We start from the raw sequence: 16592 nt of genomic DNA, 5'->3' as shown, positions 1-16592 counted from the left end.
CGGTCAGCGGATGATTACTGCCCGTGTGGTCACCGGCAGGGATTCCTTCGTCCTGATCTCGAGAGAAACATCGGTCAGCGCAGGCGCGTCGTTCACCGGCCGCACGTTGACCGCGACCGCCGCCGGCGGCGACCAGGCGCCAGCGGTATCCTGGGCGCGGTAGGTGAACTGGGTGGCGCCGTTCCAATCTTTGGCTGGCTTGAAGGTGGCGGTGGGCCCGGCGAGGGTGACCTGGCCGACCGCGGCCGGCGGCACGGCGACGAGCTGGAAGACAGTGGGGGCAGGGGAGTCGATGTCCGTTGCGGACAGCAGTACGCTGGCCTGGGTGTCCTCATCGAGGCTCAGGGCCTTGGCGTCGGCGACCGGGGCATCATTCACCGGCCGGATCGTGATCGACACGGTGGCCACGTTCGACCAGGCGCCGCTGGGGTCCTGGGCGCGGTAGGTCATCGACGTCGCACCATTCCAGTCAGCCGCGGGCGTAAAGACGACGGTGTTACCGGCGAAGCGAGCGGTACCCGATGCTGCAGGCGCTGCGTTGACGATCTGGTAGGTGAAGGTCGAATGGTCGTCGGTCACCGGCAGGGTGCCGCTGGCCGGCGTGTCCTCGTCGCTGGCGATCGCCAGGTTGCCGGCAACTGGCGTCCGGTTGTAGCAGGTGGAGGTGTCGCCCCAGGCAGACTCGTTACGATGGCTGCCATCGGTATAGAGGTCATAGCTGCGGCTCTGGGTCCAAGTGCCACTCGGCGTCGCGGCCGGGCAGCTCAGCTGACGGCTCTCTGATCCCTTGGACGAGTAGATCGCGGTGCAGGTGTTGCCGGTCGTTCTCCAGCCGGAATCATTGCGGCGGCTGCCGTCCGACCACACCTCATAGGTTTGCTGCTGCGGAATGGTGCCCTGGGGATGAGTCGCCGGGCAGTCCTGATTGCGGGACTCCGTTTGCGTCGAGTTATAGACCGCCTGGCAATTACGGCCGATCTCGTTCCAGCCGGAATAGTTGCGCCGACTGCCGTCGGACCAAACCTCGTATGTGCGCTGCTGAGTGATGGAACCGCTGGGATGAGTCGCTGGGCAGTTCGCCTGTTGTGTTTCTGACTGCGTGCTCTGATAGTTAGGCCCGAATTCCCCACAGACCGGCTGGCGCAAGGTGTTTCGGTCCACCTCCGGACCAATTCGATACCGCTTTCCGTTGGCGGCAGTGAAATACATGCCTCTATCGATCTCGATCTGATCGACACTCCATAACTCTTGCCCCTCGATCCAGAGGTATCGGTAAACGATGTCGTTGCCATCGTTGCTGTTTTCGTACAGAAACCACGTTTGGTCATCCAGCTTGCACGTCTCTGCGATCGCGCTTCCCGACCATGTAAGGGCGCAAAGGATGATGGCCAATAGGTAGCGATAGCCCGCGAACATACGCGTCTGTTGGTGGCTGGACATTCTGATGGCTCGATTGGCGGTGTGGATGAGCCATTGTGGTGCCGCCGAAAGCGGTTTTCGGAGTCGATTTGAGCCAGTCCAGGGCGTGGATAGAGTGGGGCCGAGGTCTGCGCTTGCGTTTTCAGGAGTGAGGGGATGATTGAGCTTTCTCAAGGAGCAAGCCATGACCACCACCCACTTCTCCGCCGCCACCCGCCGCGTGTGCGGCCACACCGACAACGCGTCCTTCCACTACCAATCCAACAAGGCGCGCCAGGACGAAGAGCGCTACGCGCGCTACTCCCTGTGCAGCGACTGCTCCAAGCAACTGCGATCGGCCTGGGCGTGTGCGCCAGCGGCGACGGATGCCTCCGTTTCGGCACTCCCTGACCTATGGGGTGGCTCCGCCAAGCAGCAGGCCTGGGCGGACCGCATTCGGCGCTCACGGCAACTTCACATTGCGGGCTTCCGCAGCCACGCTGCTGCCACGCAAGAGCCTCTGCTTGAGCTGGCGCGGCTCACCCTCGATCTGATGTTTCGCATCCAGGATCCAGGCTTCTGGATCACCTCGGAGAAGGCCGGCTTCCACATTGACGCGCTCAAGGTCGACATGGAGCTGCTGTTGAAAGGCAGGCTTTCGCCGCTGGATCGCACGATGGCCAGCTCCGTCGTCGGATACTGGCTGCAGGCCGATTGGTCGGTCATCAGCACGCTAGCGCGTGACGTTAGCGATCGGATCACGCCGCGGCTCGCAGGAGAAGCGTCGGAGGCAGCGCCTGCGCTCACGCAGACCGCATTGGGTGGCTTGCCTGGAATCGCCCAGGCCGCGCCAGTGTGAATAGTGGGCTCTTGACCTTGGCTTGCACCGATCATGCGCAGGCCAGGTGCCCATACGCGGAGGAGGTAGTAGGCCATCCGTGGCCTGAGTGAACCTAGTCCTGGTCGACGTTGTTGCCTTTCCGCCCGTCAGGGTTCGCCCGAACATAAGGCGTTCCGTTACGGGTCACGATCCCGAAATCCGGGTGCTTGCCCGCTTCGACCTCCCGCACCAGTTGGGGCCGCGGGACATTGCCCCGGCCCGGAATGGTGTAGGACTGGTTCTCGCCGTTCTTGCCGTCACCGTTGCCGCGAATGTGCTTGGCCATGCTCAGTCCTCCCCGAAGTCGAAGACAAGCTGCGGCTGCGGCAGGCTGCGGTAGTGGTGGCGGACGTCCTCCCAGCGCCCAAAGCGGAAGCGCCGATAGTCGTGGACGTAGACGGTTTTAGTGCGATGAATGCGCCGAATCCGGCGGCGGCGGCGTGGAACGTTGGTCATGAAGATGGACCCTCAAGTGGTGAAAAATTGAGGGTGAGCATTGCCTCAACCGTCATCAAAACCCTTTGACGTGGCGATCGCGTCGGGCGTTAAATACGGCCTTCTGAGGTGCAGCTTACCCGTGTCACAGCGAGTGCATTTCGGAGCTACGGGTGGCTGTGTTGCCGTGGAAAGTAATCACTGTCCACCCGTTCCTTTTCCCCCAGGATGGCTTTTGGCCAACCTCATATCTCGCATCCCTGCCGAGCCACCTCGTATGAGCTGGCCCTTTTTCGTCACATCCTACGGTTGGTGCTCTGGTGTCGTTACACCAGCAATGGTGGGGATCTCTGTGTGCCTCGTAGTAGCCCCTGGATGTATGACCACAGCATAAGGCCACCTACAGCCCGAAGACAGTCTTGACAGAGGGGTGTTTCGCCGTCCCAGGCCATGCCGACGAACTGCTATATATGGTGGTGCGGGGTTGCAAGGGCCACTAGATGTCGCGTTTGTCGCGTTTCCGGCTGTGGATAAGTCGTGGATAAGCTGTTCGGGACTGGGGGGTATCCTGGGGGTCGTGCCCGGCAAGTGCGCGTGGAGGCTGGGACCAGAGCGAAGTGGTCAAATATCGTACAGCTTTCCGAGCGAGCCGAAATAAAAAGGTCGCCAGATATACCGGTTCGCTATGACCACTTTCTCCACCATAAGAAAACGTTCGATAGCCGCTGCGACGCTCTGCCCCGCTTTGCGCTAACTCTGCAGCCGTTTCCTCCGCATAAGGACGGTTCACCCCTATTACGGGCGCAAATTACGCTCGTTCGTCGATCCCTAGCTGGCACGCTCGCTCCATTCCTACTGTGTATTGGAGCCTGGACTGTGTCTCAAGAGAACGACGTCCTCGAACGCATTACCGCCGCTTTTCGCTGCGCCTTTCCCGTCGTGGCCCTTAAGACGTTCGAAGTCGCCCGCGCGCGTGCCGCGGTCAAGAAAGTCGCCGCCGACCTGGGCCGGCATTACCACGAGATGCCGTTCAAGCTGGTACCCGACCCAAACCAGATCAAACAGATCGCGGAAGGACCGGAAGTTAAGCGGGGCGTGGTGATCTTCGATCCGTATTTTCAGGACCGGCAGCGCAGCTCCAGTGAAAATCTGCCTGCCCTCAAAGGCAGTCTCGGTGCCCTAGAAAAATACGGCGTCAGCTACGTCATCGCCGGGCGGGAGGGGCTATCGGAGGAGTTCGTCTACCACATCGACCTGCCGCCCATGACCAGGTCTGAAGTCATCGCCGTCATCAAGACCGCGGAGCAAGACGTGCAGCGGTCGCTCAATGGCGGCCGCGCCACGGGGAGCGACACGGAAGCGTCGATCTTCACGGAAGAGGAACGCGGCGTGGTCGCGAACCACGCGATGGGGCTGAGCCACACCCAGATGCGCAACGTCTTCATCCTGGCGGCCAACAGCCGCCGCAACGGGAAGGAGTACCTGTCGGAGATTCGCCGTGAGAAGCACCACATCCTGCGCGAGGTTGGTCTGGATGTCCTGGAGCCGGTAGAGATCGATACCGTCGGTGGCCTGGAGCCGCTCAAGCGCTTCCTGCGTGGCCGCAAGGTGGGTTGGGAGAAGAACCTGCCGCTCAAAGGCGTGCTGCTGGCCGGCGTACCGGGCGGCGGCAAGACCCTCATGGCCAAGGCCGCCGCCGGCGTCTTCGGTACCACGCTCGTTCGCCTCGACATGAACCGCTTCTACTCCAAGTACCAGGGTGAGACCGAGCAGCGGTTCCGTCAGGCCCTGCAGACGATCGAGCAGATTGCACCCGTCACTGTGCTGATCGACGAGATCGACAAGGCCTTCGCCAGTGGTGAGGCGGACAACGAGATCTCTCGCCGGCTGCTCGGCAGCTTCCTGTACTGGCTGCAGGAGCGCCGTGAGCAGGTCTTCATCGTTGCCTCGGCAAACCGGGTCGCGGCGCTGCCGCCGGAGCTGATGCGTGCCGGCCGATGGGATCGCTGCTTTTTCATTGACCTGCCGAGCGCGGACGAGCGCGAGGCAATCCTGAACATCCATCTGCGGATCGCCCAGTGCGAGGCAAAGGATCTTGATCTTGCCGCTCTGGTGCGTGCGAGCGACGGGTACACCGGCGCCGAGATCGAGCAAGCCGTCACCGATGCGCGTTATCTCGCGGCTGAGAGCGACGCTTCGGTAGGCCAGGCCCTGCTGCTGCAGGCGTTGGAGGACATCAGCCCTTCGAGCGAGACCCGCAAGGCCGACATCGACGCCATTCGCCGCCTGGGCGAGGACGGATTCACCCGCGCCAACACACTCGACCCGATCGTCGAGCCGTACGGCGGACGCGCACTGGAACTGGGCTAAGAGGAGCTATCAGACATGAGCCATATTGTGAAAGGGAAGGTTACGGTCGCCTATAGCGACGCGGTGGTCTTCAAAACAGCCCTGGCTGGACTGGGCATCGTACTGACCAACGAAAGGCTGTATCGAGTCGCGGTCGGCTATACCACGGAGCGCTACGACCTGGTGCTTCAACACCTGGAAAAGCCTCAGTTCCGCCTGGGCTTCAACCTCGAGGGCGGCCGTTACATGCCCTACCAAGAGGACTACGGCGACGTTGGAGAGTGGACGCGCCAGGTTAGCGCGGAGCTGGCCGATCTCTACCTGGCACATCACTACGCCGCGGCCCTGCGCGCCGAGAATTATCAGGTGGAGATCCGGCGGGAGAACGGCCATTTGGAAGTGATTGCCGAGGAGGCAGTATGGTGAAGCGCGTAGTGGTGACGATCAAAGCGGCAAAGGTGACCGCCGACTTCCAGGGCTTCGAGGGCAAGACGTGCGAGGACCTAGAGCATCGGCTGCGGCTGGAAGGGACTGAGGTCACCGAGGTCGAGCTGAAGCCGGAGCATGCATTCGAGCTGCAGGCCGTAAGCACCCAGAAGGTCATCTACTGACCTCGCCGACTACCTACCGCATGGCCTACTCATGAAGAAAAGACACCACTGCACCCTGATTGGGATCGCAACCCTGCCGCCGGTTGCTGCATGTCTTGCGCTCAACTGGCTTGGCTGGCCATCTGCATCGGTCATCGATCAGCATGTACGACTGTGGGTCTTCGGATCGTTCGGCATCTTCTGCATGTCAGCCTGGGTGTGGTGCCTAGAACACTACTACGACTCCGGATGGATATATGTTCCAACGACCGGTGCTTGTTTCGCCGTCGGGCTGGGCTTAGCAACCGATCTCTCTCCAGCGCTGATGGTATTTTTCGAGGTAGTCGCCGTAGTGGTGATGCTCGGATCCCTATTCTTGGCGCTTGTAGATCACTGGTGGACACCAGGGCCTGGTGAGGCCGCAACGCCTATGGCAGGAGAACCCCAGCCTGTTACCCCTTTGGCGGCCTCACCTCAGCCAGTTGCGCCACAGCCGCTCCAGCAGCCTACCATCGCACCGGAGAATCAGCGCGTCGGTAGCGAACAGCGCGCGGCTGCAGGGATAGGAATGGATACCGGCCATGTAGGGCGCCGCCTGTTCCTCGATGAAGGACCGCAAGCATGACCCGCTCCGTGCATAGGCAATCTGCCGGCGGCCGGGCTGCAGCGGCCCGGCGCATCGTGATTTCCGCAGGGACGGTGACCGGCTTCCAGGACGAAGTGAGCTTTGCCGGCCTGCAGCTCGAGTCATTTGAGCGCAAGCGGGTTTCTCACGTGGTACCGGCCGGCGTCCTTAAACGGCTGTTCTTCGGCGCCATTCGCAGCGTCGCGGGAGAGTCGACGAGGCTTGCCGCCTGGACTAGGACCTGGCGGTGCGCCTGGCTCGTTCTGGTCGACGAGAAGCGGTACGGCCCGTTCATTGAGCGGCATGAGGCGATCACCTTCGAGAAGCAGCTGATCAGGGCCCAGGGCAAGCACCTGCCCCGAAATGATCACGAGGCTGGAGCATAGCCGTGACCCGACTGCACGTTTTCTGTTTCGCTCTGCTCGGCTTCGCTACGTCGTCTGTGCTTGCCGCACTTCCAGATCTGGCACCACGTAGTCAGCCAAGCTTCGTGGCCAGTAGGGCATATTTCATCGCCGACGATCAGTACCTGGTGGCAAGCAAGCCTGATGGCGCAGACGAGGTTCGAATTTGCCCAGGGCGTTACGTCGAACGCGCCAGCGGGCCTGTGTGCCGCGTCCTAGACCCTGATGGGCTCAATCACTTTCTCGGCGGGACGGTCACCGGCGAGACCTTCACCCTGGATGAAACCGTGCAGCGTCTTTCTGGGGGCAATGGGACCCTCAAGGAAATGACTCGCTCGCGGAGGGACAACCCGGGCTTCCTTTTATCGGTCGCCTATCCGTCTACAGCCGATCTGCATATGCAGCACTCGCTGGAGGACATCGCGGTAGCCGCGCCTACCGTGGCCGATATAGTTGGACGTTCAAGCGCGGTGCAGATGCTCGCGATTGGAGTTGCGTTCAGTGTGCTGCTGTTCGCAGCATTTCTAGGCTTTTGGTGGTGGGAAGGCCGAAGGGTGGCCGCACGGCGTGGCTCGCAAAACGACCTGATTGAGGCCTACGCGGCGGCAGCGCGGGCGCGGTCTCCAGTACCTCAGGTGGAGAGCGGGCCGCCCTCGCTGACCAATTTGGCGGCGGCGCAGACTCGCTCAAGGCGGTCCCCGCCGCCCGAGCCGCCCGAGCTGCCAACCGCGGCGAAGCCGCCGGCCGCGGTGAAGGTCGTCGGTGAGGAGGCACAGTCTGGCCGCAAGCTCTTTCTGGACTGATCGGACGTTTTGGTTGTGACCCTGGAACGCCTCTGGACCGAGCGTTTGGCGCGTCGTAGAATCGAGGTTCTTGATCTGCAACATGCGTTGCGGTCCAGACGGCCATTCGGCCACCCTCAGCTGCTCAGCAGCACTCTCCCACCCATACGGGCCAATCCCCGTATGGGGAAAGGTCCGTCCATCGATGAGACCTTTCATGAAAAACTCTCGCTTTCTCCTGTTCCTCCTCACCTTCGTGTTGGCGTCCTGCACGCTGCTCGGCTGCACCAGCGCACCTTTACCACCTGCCGAACCCGGATCCCTGGTCCAGGCAAAGCGGATCGTGCCGGTCTGCCAGGCAATAGCCGGCACCTACCAGTGCAACTGGATCGAACTGAACGCACCTGCCGTCCGCCCGGTACCGGCAAACGCGCGTCGCATCATCCTCTGACCATCACACGGACGTGACGGCTGCGCCCCGCTATGGGACGCAGCTGGAGATCCAGGAGAACACCCATGTACTACGCACGCTTCGCCAACGGCAACATCTGGCCTATCGAGGGCTCGACGCTGACCGCCTATGTCGGGATGGGCATCGCCGACGTTCATGACTTCGACGAGCACAACCTTCGCGACCAGGTCCACGAGGCCGCGTTAGGTACCTTTGCCCTACGTCGGGTGCAATGCACGGTCGCCTGGGGCAACCCCAAGGAGATCGTGTTCCGGCTGCAAGGCTGGATTGACTGGAGCGCCTTCCCTGTACGGCCGGACGAGGTCTGGCAGATCAGGGAGGTCGTTGAGCACTACGGTCAGCTGTTCGGCTGGTCGCTTGATGAGCAGATGCACGCGCTGAAGGCGCATGGCGCTCCGGCGCCGGCGGAGGACATCGTGATGCTCGGCTCCGGCCGGGAATTGCGAACCCCTGCAGTGCCCAGCGTCAGCAGCTACGCACGGGTCTGCCAGTTCGGGTTTGAGCTGGCCCGGCTCGATGTGCCTGCCGATGAGATCGGGTTGGGCCTTCATGGCCTTGTCCGAGCTTGCACGGTTAGTGGTTGATCAATAAAAAAAGCCCGGCATTGCCGGGCTTTTTTTATTTCGTGAATTGAAATCCTGTTGTCCACGGGACGAGTTGGCTGCTGAGGGCTGGGTAGTTGGTAACGAGGTGAATAACTTCCCATGCAGTAAATTTTCTTATCGGCAATACGCCAAACCGCCTACTCGGATCTAGGAGCTGGAGCCTCTCGATCGCTTTGGATATGGTCGACGTTGTAGGAGCGCCGCAGGCTGTACACGTCACCTTAGGAAACTCCGGCATTGTCATTATCAGTAGTGTTTTATCAATTCGCCCTAACCGAACAACGAGCCTCGTAAGTAGCGCAAGCCGCAATAGTCTCATAAACAGAACGCGCCAGAATCGCCTAGGCTTGGCCTTAGTCTTTTCTATTACATTGGTTAACTTAGGAAAGTCGAGTAGTGCGTGCAGCGTTTGCAATTCGCTTTTTGATTGTGCACTAACATGCCGAACAAAGAGCCAGCTCTCCAAGCGAACTGTCGAGGGTAAGGCCGCGGCCTCGAACTGTTTGGCGTAATAGTGAACTTTTTCAGCCATATCTCCCCTCAGGACCTTCAATACATCATGCGGTCGACCGGCAAGGTGTAAAGAGAGTATATCTCCCCGATCCCAAGAGACCTTGATATTCTCCTCGACATGACAGCCGAGACCCTGTGAATGCATAACGCCTGCCAAGATATATAGGGCTAAAAACCAAGGGAAGAAAAGGCTTGGGTCGAAGGTGTCTGGCAATACGAAGCACGGATCATAAGATGTTATTTGAGTTTTGATAAATGCGAAGCCGACTGCAATAAGGCAAAATATAATCGCCATAGCCCATCGTTGGTGATTAATTTTAATGAACGAACGAAGCAATGTGCCGGGGCGTAGAATTATGGGCTTTTTGCCGACATACTGGCTGATGTACGTCATCCAAATTAATAGCAGTACCGCTCCAATAGTCATAAAGATAAGTGCCAGAAGCGATCTGGTGAGTGGCCAATAGCTAGGTATTGAACATAGATCCATGAGTTCCTCAATTTTATGTCTATAGTACAAACAGAGCCTTAGCCGAGAATTAGATGAGGAACGAAGCGCGAGCTATCCTTGGTCACTAAGGTGCTGTCCTCTCGAATACCGATCCCGGCCGCACAGTCGCCGATCACCCAGCTGCCAATCAGCGTGTAGTCATGGCCGAAACGTGGCAGCGGCGCGCAGCGCTGCAGGATCTGGGGCGAATTGCCGTACGGGCCATCCACGACCTCGCGTTCGCCGGTGGCGGTGTGCAGCTCGATGTTCGAGCCCTCCCGGGAGAAGAACGGCTTCCGCACCCAGCCCGGCGGTACCGGGGCAGAGCGCGTCGTATCGACGTGGCACTCCAGCAGATTCGGGTGCCCGCGGTGCATCTCCCAGAGCAGCGGCAGCATGCCCTTGTTCGAGATGATGGCCTTCCACATGGGCTCGATGAACTGGGTGTCTGACTTGGCCACCGCCGCGCCAAACTCTTCCTCGAAGATGAACTCCCAGGGGTGCAGTTTGAAAAGGTGGGGGATCCACCGGTCCTGCAGGTCGACGAAGCGACCTTCCTGCAGACCAATCTCCTGCAGGTAGATGTGCTCGGTCTGCAGGCCGGCCTTCTCGGCAACCGCGCGCAGGTAATCGCAGGTGCCTTTGTCTTCCTCGGACCCGTCGATGGAGGCGAAGTAAAAGGGGTGCTTCAGGCGCAGCGCCTGGAACGCCTGGCCCAGTCTTTCCTCGATGCTGTTGAACTGGTCGCTTCCCTGGGGGAGCAGGCCGCGCGCCATGCCATCCTCGAGCCAGTCCCATTGGAACGCTGCCGCCTCGTAGATCGACGTGGGGGTGTCATAGTTGGCTTCGATCATCTTGGCCGGGCGCTTGCCGTCGTAGACCAGGTCGAAGCGGCCGTAGAGGTGCGGATGCCCCTCTCGCCATGATTCTGCGATCGGGTCGAAGAACGCCTCTGGGATCCCCAGGCGCTTCAGCAATTGCTCATCGCGTACAACACGGCCTACCAGGTCAAGGCACATGTGGTGCAGCTCTTCGGTGGGCGCCTCGAGGTCCTTCTCGACCTGGTCGAGGGTGAAGGCGTAGTAGTGACGCTCGTCCCAGTAGCGCTCCCCCTCAATGGTGTGAAACTTGAAACCGTTGCGCTCGGCCCGGGCCTGCCAGTCTGGTCGTTCTTGATGAGCAATGCGTTGCATGGTGTTCTCCCTAGCCGCCGAAGCTGCCGCCGCTGAAGCCGCTTGCTCTCGCAACGGCGCTGCCGCCAAAGCCACCACGCGAGGTAGCGGCGGAGGTGTTTATGGAGGACCGACTACTGCCGATCGAGCTGGTAGAGCTGGTGCTGGGGGAGCTGGAATAGCGACTGGTAGACGGCGGACTCGTGTAGCCGCTGCTCACCCGGGGCGCTGGCGCGGTGTAGGCATTGCTCGTGCGTGCCTGGGTCGAGTTGCTGAAGCGCGATCCCATCTCGATGCGTCGATTGAGGCTGGAGGAGGCGAAGCCACCGCGATCATCCCGGTAGCGGTAGACCGGCTCGCTGAAGCGGCTGGTGCCGCCGTTGTTGAGCATGCTGCCGATCAGCAGACCGGTGAGCAGGCCGTCGTTCGAGCCGCCCGCATGGCTGGTGTTTGCCGCCGCTTGCGCCGCGGCGATCTGCGATTCGGTAGCACGTCCGCTGGCGGCGATCTCGAAGCCGCCAAATTTCGGCGCGAATTTGCCGGCATCAGCCGTTTCGCAGTAGCCGGCGACGAAGTCTTCCTCGCACTGCGCCTGGGTGTCATAGGTAGGCGCGCGCCGTTTGTGCTCGGCCAGCGCGTCCATGTAGGACTCGGCGCAGATGTTCTCCGGAATGCGCGCGTCGACGCACTGCTTCACGGAGTCGAAGGACGCCACCTTGTTGAGGACCTGGCCTTTCTCCGGGGCATCGCAGCCGCTGACCGATACGACGGCTACGGCGAGCAAGGACAGTTGGACACGTGAACTGCGTTTCATGGCGGTCTTCCTTAAGCGCTGGGCGTCATGCAGGCGGCGTTGATCAGGCCCACGGCAATGGCCACTGCCGCGACGTAGATGCCGGCTGCGATTTCGCCGTTTTCGATGCGGGTGCGCAGCGGCCGCAGCACGAGTGAGGTCGCGAAGAACGCGCCCAGCTGGATGAAGGCGCCCAGGACCGCCCAGACGACGAAGTCCAGGAGATTCACGGAATAGGCGATGACGTTGCTGGCCGGCAAGGCAAATCCGATGATGGCGCCGCCCAGGGCGACGGCCGCTGCGGTGTTGTTTGCCCGGATCAGCGCCCATTCGTTGTGTGGGGTTACCTTGGTGTAGGCGAACTGGAACAGCGCCAGGAGGACGCAGGCGGTGGCCACGTACAGGACGAACCCCAGCAGGGCGGTCGGATTCAGGGACAGGGTCAGGGTGAGTTGCAGAGCGTCGAGCATGGGTCAGTCCTTGATTCAGATGAGGTCGTGAGCGAAGAGCGTCAGGCCGCGCGAGGTTGAAACGGAAACCTCGCCCAGGGCGTTTTCCTCGACTGAGAACAGCAGAAATTCCCGCCGGCCAGGAATGCCGAGGTCACGGCTGTAGAGCATGGCCCGGTGCTGCACCTGGTCCCGTTCGAAATTTGCTGGAGGAAAGCGCTCGGTAAAGCTCTGGAGCTCTGCTTGATTGCCGGCGGTACCCCAGTCGCGACTGAAGGTGATGCCGTCGAGAAGGTAGGTAGGGCGGCCGATGGGGCTAGCCGGGCCGGCGGTCTGCAGCAGGTGGTCTTGCGATTCCATGGGCACCCAGCTGAGGTAATTGAACAGGACGATCGACTCGACCTGCCCGTGCTCTGTGTGCACCTGGAGCCAGTAGTCCTCATCGGCAAGGTAGACCCGGTAGAGCTGCGCGCCAGCACCGAGGTCAATGACGCCGATGTTCTCGATTGGCTGTGCACTGGGGAAGGTGACCAGCGTCAGGCCAGTCATGGCGCTGGGCAGCTGGGGGTCGATGGTGAGGGGAAGACCCTCGCGCAAACCCAGGGGATAACCTACGGCGAGTTGGCCGGTAGGCATGGCACTGAAACCCAGTGCGCTGCGGATACGTTGCAAGAGAGACATTGAGGATCCTCGTGACGGTGGGAATGGCTGATGGCCGCCGGCAAGGTCCGTTACGCGTCGCCGGCAGGATCACGCTACCGGCAAAGGTAATTATGCAAGTTCCGAAGGGGTGGCGAGTTCGCCCCGAGACAGGGCGTGAACCGAGTGACGATCACCGGGGCATCATGCAGCCCAGCGCGACCAGGCGTGAGATAGCGCAGACCGGTTTGGTCGACGCGTGGATTGGTCTACCTGTCTAGCCAAGCGAGTGCACAGCGAGCGATACCGTAAAGCACTGCTGGAACCAGTATCGCCGCCAGCATGTATATGGTGAAAATCCGGACAAACTGCTCTGCAGATTGAATGTCGTGCAGCACTACGATAGTCGGTACCGCTATCGTGCAGATGATAACGATGAGCACCCTTAGGATCATCTCGGCGTTACTCCCTACCTGCCAGCTTGGATTTCTCCTCTGCTTCCTTTGCATCTTTTCGATTTTCGATCCATACAAAAAGATAGATGCCCACTACGGCGATGACCGCAACGATGCAGGCCGCACCCCAGACGTAGGTAATAAGGATGCTGAAAAATTGCTCGATTGACTGGACATCATGCAGTGGAATGATAGTGAACACCAAGACGAAGCAGGCGAGAAGCATCAAGAGAGCAGCAGGCATATAGATGAGTCCTAAGATAAAAAGTGATGTTAAAGCTTGACCGTTTTTAGCTAAAAGGCCTGCTAGAGCGGTTCATCGTTGGGCCAACGAAATCTGGATTGGCACGCGTGATCTTCGTCAAAGGTGTTCTGGCCTCTTGCATATGCGCAAGCAGCAGCAACCGGAAAAACACGGCGAACATAGCGAAACCCGGCGTCGTCCAAAAACAGATTTTCACGCAAAGAGTCATTAATGAGAGCATGAGACCTTCTGTATGATTTATCTCGTACAGAGCTGCGATCATTGTCCCTAGGGTAAAAGGAATAAACCAAAGGCTCGTTCGAGCAGCCGTTGTCAGCTCCTCACGACGGGCTTGTACAAGGTCTTCACTATGCGCAACACTCATAAATTAAACCGCCCGAAACGAATAAGTTGGGAAAGAGCCACTCACATTCGCGTCGTAAAAAGTTTCGCCAGAGGTTCCACTCTTTGGAATGGGGCCATGCCGAACGTGGAGGGATTTAGAGCGTCAGGTAGCCCAGGCAGAAGCATCTGCCCGGATACCTGATCCCGCGTCGGGACAGCTGGCGTCAGGCGGACGGCTGCTTCAGTCGTTCCAGCACGGCGGCTGCACTCTGCTTGCCGGGTGTGATGCCGGCATTCTTCAGGCGCTCGTCGAGATCAGCACCCGACGCCTCCTTGGCCAGCTGCTCGGCAGCGTCCTGAGTCGCCGTTTGCTGCTGCAGGCGCTGCTCCATGCGTGCGAGAGAGTCGACCGCGGTCTTCATCCGGCCATTTGCCTGTCCGCTGGCCAGGGAGGCGTTCGCCCGGGCGCTGTGGGTGACCTGGTGCGCCTTTGCAACCTGGATACGCTGCTCCAGCTGCTGGATGGTGCCGGCCGAGGTATCGAGGCTGCCTTTGATGGAGGCGATGTTGCGCGCATAGTCCGCAGCCATGCTGCGCTTCCCTTCGAGGGCGGTCTCGGTGCGTGCGATCCGGCCTGCTACCTCTTCTGCCAGGTCCTGAGCGCCTTTTTCCAGCGCGGCGCGGGCCGCCTTCTCGTCCTGCTGAATAGACGCCTCCAGCTGCTCGATTTCGCGCTGCACGAGAGTCTGCTGGGCCATGAGGGTAGCCAGCTCGCGCTTGCCTTGATCGATCGCTGCCCGAGCATCGCGGATTTCCTGGTCGATGATGGTGGTAGCGTTGGCGTCGATCACCGCGGTACCGGCCTCGGTGACCTTACCGCGGAACAGAGTGACGAGTTTGGAGAGGATGGAGGGGCTGGTCATAGGGAGTCCTGCTGCTTGAAGAACGATTGGAAGGTCGCGGCCGCGGTTTGCACGTTGGTGGCCAGCGTGAAGATCTCGGTCAGTACGGTGTTCAGGTCGGAGCCGGCATGCAGCGAGCCATACATCACGTAATGGCCGGCGCCATCAGCGTTGGTCTCGAGGCCGATAGCGGAAAGCGGGAATAGGCTGCGGGATGAAAGGACCGCAGCATTGAAGGCCTGGGCGTCGCTGACCGCCTCAGCAGGGACGAGGGCCGAGTCGACCACGACTACGTCGTTGACGACAGCGATGTAGATCTCGAGGTCGCCCATAGCCGGCAGTACGACGCGAATCGCGTCTTGCTGGTCCAGGAGGGTGACGTCGAAGGCGAAACTGCTGACAGAAACGCCAGATGCCAGCGCGGCGTAAAGCGTGGAGGGGGTCCAGTTCGGTGAGGGCATGCATCGCTCCTTGGCGGTGGCAATTTGCAGCGTGGCGCTGCTAGACCCAAGCTTGCCGCCTCCCGTGGAAATGCAAGGCCGAGTTCGCCCCGGCTGGGGGCGTGAACCCCATGTTCCTGACGTATGCAGTGACTTCTACGCCGGCGGCCCCAGAGCCTGGGCCGGTTGTCCATCGATCGCCGCGACACAGCGGGCGGGTACAATCCACGTTTCCGGATCACCCACGCCTTGCCTCGCCGAATACCGTGCGGCGACGCCGGGGTCGGCAACGGGAGTCCGTCATTGAGCGGGCGTCACTGACGCTCTCAGCGGGACGCGCTGTTCTCGCAAACCACATCTGCCCCCAACGAGAGCCATGGGATGCTTCCCGATTTCAAGAACGAACCAGCCGAACAGGACCTCGAGCGAGTGCTGCAACAGCTGCAGACTCTGGATCGGCGCGAAGCGCTGGGCGTCGGCGCTATCCACGCCTACCTATCGGCGAGGCCTTTCGTCGCCGGCCGCCAGGGTCTGCTGGCATGGGGGCTGGTCCTAATGTCTCTAAGCGTGATGGTCAGCGTCGCCGGCGGCTGGCGCTGGTGGATGGCGATCCTGCCTTCGGTAGTTCTGTCATTCCAGATCGCCGCGTACGTCTGGCTTCACCGAGAGGCCGTTGAGGGTTATCGCCTGGTTAAAGACAGGATCCCCCGACGCTACCTGGCCGCCGCGGTCCGGAACCGCGCGCTGCTAGACCGTATGTTCCGGGAGCAGCTTTTCAGGGGCGGACGGGGCTCCGCCGGCGATTGATCGTGGGCGGCCGTTTGGCTAGGCGCGCCGGCATCTCCAGTCGGTAGAGCCTCATGACCTATAGCCTGGATAGCAGCGACCTGATAGCCGACAGGAAGCCACCAGGCGCGGGCTCGGACTCGGTCTGCCTAGAGGCCTCGCGGTAGGCTGCCATCAGGGAGGCGTCGCGGGAGAGCATTCGGAGCACGCACATGTTCGCATCCGGCGTCGGCTTTTCGAGATGGTACCCGTGTCGATCCCGGAGATAGGCAGCAGCTGCTGCGCTTCTCGACCTGCCTGCCTGGCAGTTGATCACCACGAATACGCGCTGCGCCGCCAGAGTATCTAATCGAGTTCGCAACTCCTCTGCCTTGGGCATCAGCAGGTAGTCCCGGAAGGTACGTTCGAAATTGCTGCCATACAGAGCAATGGTTTCCTCATCGAAGCCTGCGTCAATGAAGTGGTGGTAGCTGACGCTTTCCCAATGGTTTTCGTCGATCGCTGCCGGGTCCTCGGGTCCATCGGAGATAGACACCAGGTGGCTACCGGCGGCTGGCCGGAATCGTTCCGCGTCGCCACGGGAGAGGAATAGGCACTGCGCTTCGGGAGCTTTCATTTGGGGTGTATCGATCCGGGTTGTTGAGGAATCGCCGGCGCCTGCATACGGCCGCACGGGCTTACTGACATACCTTGGCATTGCCCTAGCAACACGATGGGCAGGTTCACCCCCTTTTGGGGCGCAAATAAGCCATCGACTAAGCCTTACTACCGCTGATCATTTCCTTGCCGCGACACGCAGTGCCTTTTGGCAGTTAGCTCCTCGC

The 16592-nt window shown here is 60.8% G+C and carries 21 protein-coding genes; 9 read left to right on the top strand and 12 right to left on the bottom strand.

Translation table 11 applies throughout. The features are described from left to right. Nucleotides 1-3: 3 nt before the first annotated feature. Nucleotides 4-1440, bottom strand: coding sequence for a tandem-95 repeat protein (locus DBY63_RS17250; RefSeq protein ID WP_158541735.1), 1437 nt, complete (start codon nt 1438-1440; stop codon nt 4-6). A 163-nt stretch (nt 1441-1603) separates the two neighbouring features. Between DBY63_RS17250 and DBY63_RS17245 the strand changes: the two genes are divergently transcribed. Continuing rightward, nucleotides 1604-2257, top strand: a complete 654-nt coding sequence (locus DBY63_RS17245; protein ID WP_108576185.1) for a hypothetical protein — start codon at nt 1604-1606, stop codon at nt 2255-2257. A gap of 94 nt (nt 2258-2351) precedes the next feature. On the opposite strand, the gene DBY63_RS17240 is transcribed toward DBY63_RS17245, so the two are convergent. Together DBY63_RS17240 and DBY63_RS24890 are read right to left on the bottom strand one after the other, a co-directional pair. Further along, nucleotides 2352-2564 carry a DUF3892 domain-containing protein gene (locus tag DBY63_RS17240; RefSeq protein ID WP_074585446.1) on the bottom strand — a complete coding sequence of 71 codons (213 nt, stop codon included), beginning with the start codon at nt 2562-2564 and terminating at the stop codon, nt 2352-2354. Nucleotides 2565-2566: 2 nt separating this feature from the next. Next, nucleotides 2567-2734 (bottom strand): hypothetical protein, encoded by a 168-nt coding sequence (locus DBY63_RS24890; RefSeq protein ID WP_158541734.1) that lies wholly within the window; start codon nt 2732-2734, stop codon nt 2567-2569. An 855-nt stretch (nt 2735-3589) separates the two neighbouring features. Between DBY63_RS24890 and DBY63_RS17235 the strand changes: the two genes are divergently transcribed. Genes DBY63_RS17235 through DBY63_RS17225 form a run of 3 tightly spaced genes read left to right on the top strand, consistent with a single transcriptional unit; the run spans nt 3590 to nt 5673 of the window. Beyond that, nucleotides 3590-5083, top strand: coding sequence for an ATP-binding protein (locus DBY63_RS17235; RefSeq protein WP_108576186.1), 1494 nt, complete (start codon nt 3590-3592; stop codon nt 5081-5083). A 15-nt stretch (nt 5084-5098) separates the two neighbouring features. Next, a complete protein-coding gene (locus tag DBY63_RS17230; protein ID WP_077172053.1) occupies nt 5099-5488 on the top strand; it encodes a hypothetical protein in 390 nt (129 codons plus the stop codon). Continuing rightward, entirely contained in the window at nt 5482-5673 is a 192-nt protein-coding gene (locus tag DBY63_RS17225) for a hypothetical protein (RefSeq protein WP_256594421.1), read from the top strand. The genes DBY63_RS17230 and DBY63_RS17225 overlap by 7 nt, the downstream gene beginning before the upstream one ends. 448 nt (nt 5674-6121) lie before the next feature. On the opposite strand, the gene DBY63_RS24885 is transcribed toward DBY63_RS17225, so the two are convergent. Next, nucleotides 6122-6271 carry a hypothetical protein gene (locus tag DBY63_RS24885; RefSeq protein WP_158541733.1) on the bottom strand — a complete coding sequence of 50 codons (150 nt, stop codon included), beginning with the start codon at nt 6269-6271 and terminating at the stop codon, nt 6122-6124. A 2-nt stretch (nt 6272-6273) separates the two neighbouring features. Here DBY63_RS24885 and DBY63_RS17220 point away from each other — a divergent pair, with 2 nt between their 5' ends. From DBY63_RS17220 to DBY63_RS17210, 4 genes are all read left to right on the top strand, one after another. Continuing rightward, nucleotides 6274-6663: a hypothetical protein gene (locus DBY63_RS17220; protein WP_077172051.1), complete on the top strand. Its 390-nt coding sequence runs from the start codon at nt 6274-6276 to the stop codon at nt 6661-6663. Nucleotides 6664-6665: 2 nt separating this feature from the next. Continuing rightward, on the top strand, nt 6666-7484 hold the full coding sequence (locus DBY63_RS17215; protein WP_108576187.1) for a hypothetical protein: 819 nt from the start codon (nt 6666-6668) through the stop codon (nt 7482-7484). 196 nt (nt 7485-7680) lie between these two features. Further along, a complete protein-coding gene (locus DBY63_RS24800) occupies nt 7681-7914 on the top strand; it encodes a hypothetical protein (RefSeq protein ID WP_108576188.1) in 234 nt (77 codons plus the stop codon). A gap of 65 nt (nt 7915-7979) precedes the next feature. Beyond that, nucleotides 7980-8519 (top strand): hypothetical protein, encoded by a 540-nt coding sequence (locus tag DBY63_RS17210; protein ID WP_108576189.1) that lies wholly within the window; start codon nt 7980-7982, stop codon nt 8517-8519. A 1062-nt stretch (nt 8520-9581) separates the two neighbouring features. On the opposite strand, the gene DBY63_RS17205 is transcribed toward DBY63_RS17210, so the two are convergent. The 7 genes from DBY63_RS17205 to DBY63_RS17170 form a co-directional block, all read right to left on the bottom strand. Further along, complete coding sequence (locus tag DBY63_RS17205; RefSeq protein WP_108576191.1) at nt 9582-10736, bottom strand: glutathionylspermidine synthase family protein; 1155 nt, start codon at nt 10734-10736, stop codon at nt 9582-9584. A 10-nt stretch (nt 10737-10746) separates the two neighbouring features. Then, nucleotides 10747-11529 (bottom strand): DUF1190 domain-containing protein, encoded by a 783-nt coding sequence (locus tag DBY63_RS17200; RefSeq protein ID WP_108576192.1) that lies wholly within the window; start codon nt 11527-11529, stop codon nt 10747-10749. 11 nt (nt 11530-11540) lie between these two features. Continuing rightward, nucleotides 11541-11978 carry a DUF350 domain-containing protein gene (locus DBY63_RS17195; RefSeq protein ID WP_077172044.1) on the bottom strand — a complete coding sequence of 146 codons (438 nt, stop codon included), beginning with the start codon at nt 11976-11978 and terminating at the stop codon, nt 11541-11543. 15 nt (nt 11979-11993) lie between these two features. Next, the gene (locus DBY63_RS17190) at nt 11994-12629 is read right to left on the bottom strand and encodes a DUF2491 family protein (protein ID WP_256594420.1); all 636 of its coding nucleotides are present in this window, start codon (nt 12627-12629) and stop codon (nt 11994-11996) included. Nucleotides 12630-13058: 429 nt separating this feature from the next. After that, entirely contained in the window at nt 13059-13295 is a 237-nt protein-coding gene (locus DBY63_RS17180) for a hypothetical protein (protein ID WP_108576194.1), read from the bottom strand. Between the two features lie 569 nt (nt 13296-13864). Beyond that, nucleotides 13865-14563, bottom strand: a complete 699-nt coding sequence (locus DBY63_RS17175) for a PspA/IM30 family protein (RefSeq protein ID WP_108576196.1) — start codon at nt 14561-14563, stop codon at nt 13865-13867. Beyond that, nucleotides 14560-15003: a DUF2170 family protein gene (locus tag DBY63_RS17170; protein WP_077172040.1), complete on the bottom strand. Its 444-nt coding sequence runs from the start codon at nt 15001-15003 to the stop codon at nt 14560-14562. Before DBY63_RS17170 ends, DBY63_RS17175 begins: the two co-directional genes overlap by 4 nt. Nucleotides 15004-15363: 360 nt before the next feature. Between DBY63_RS17170 and DBY63_RS17165 the strand changes: the two genes are divergently transcribed. Next, complete coding sequence (locus DBY63_RS17165; protein WP_108576197.1) at nt 15364-15789, top strand: hypothetical protein; 426 nt, start codon at nt 15364-15366, stop codon at nt 15787-15789. A 58-nt stretch (nt 15790-15847) separates the two neighbouring features. Here the strand turns inward: DBY63_RS17165 and DBY63_RS17160 are convergent, their stop codons facing one another. Continuing rightward, a complete protein-coding gene (locus DBY63_RS17160) occupies nt 15848-16384 on the bottom strand; it encodes a hypothetical protein (RefSeq protein WP_108576198.1) in 537 nt (178 codons plus the stop codon). Between the last annotated feature and the right edge of the window lie 208 nt (nt 16385-16592).

Origin of the sequence: Pseudomonas sp. RIT411 (assembly GCF_003057735.2) — a bacterium.
Lineage (GTDB): Bacteria > Pseudomonadota > Gammaproteobacteria > Pseudomonadales > Pseudomonadaceae > Chryseomonas > Chryseomonas oryzihabitans.
The sequence above is the reverse complement of the archived record's forward strand: the minus strand, read 5'-3'. Positions and strand labels throughout refer to the sequence as shown.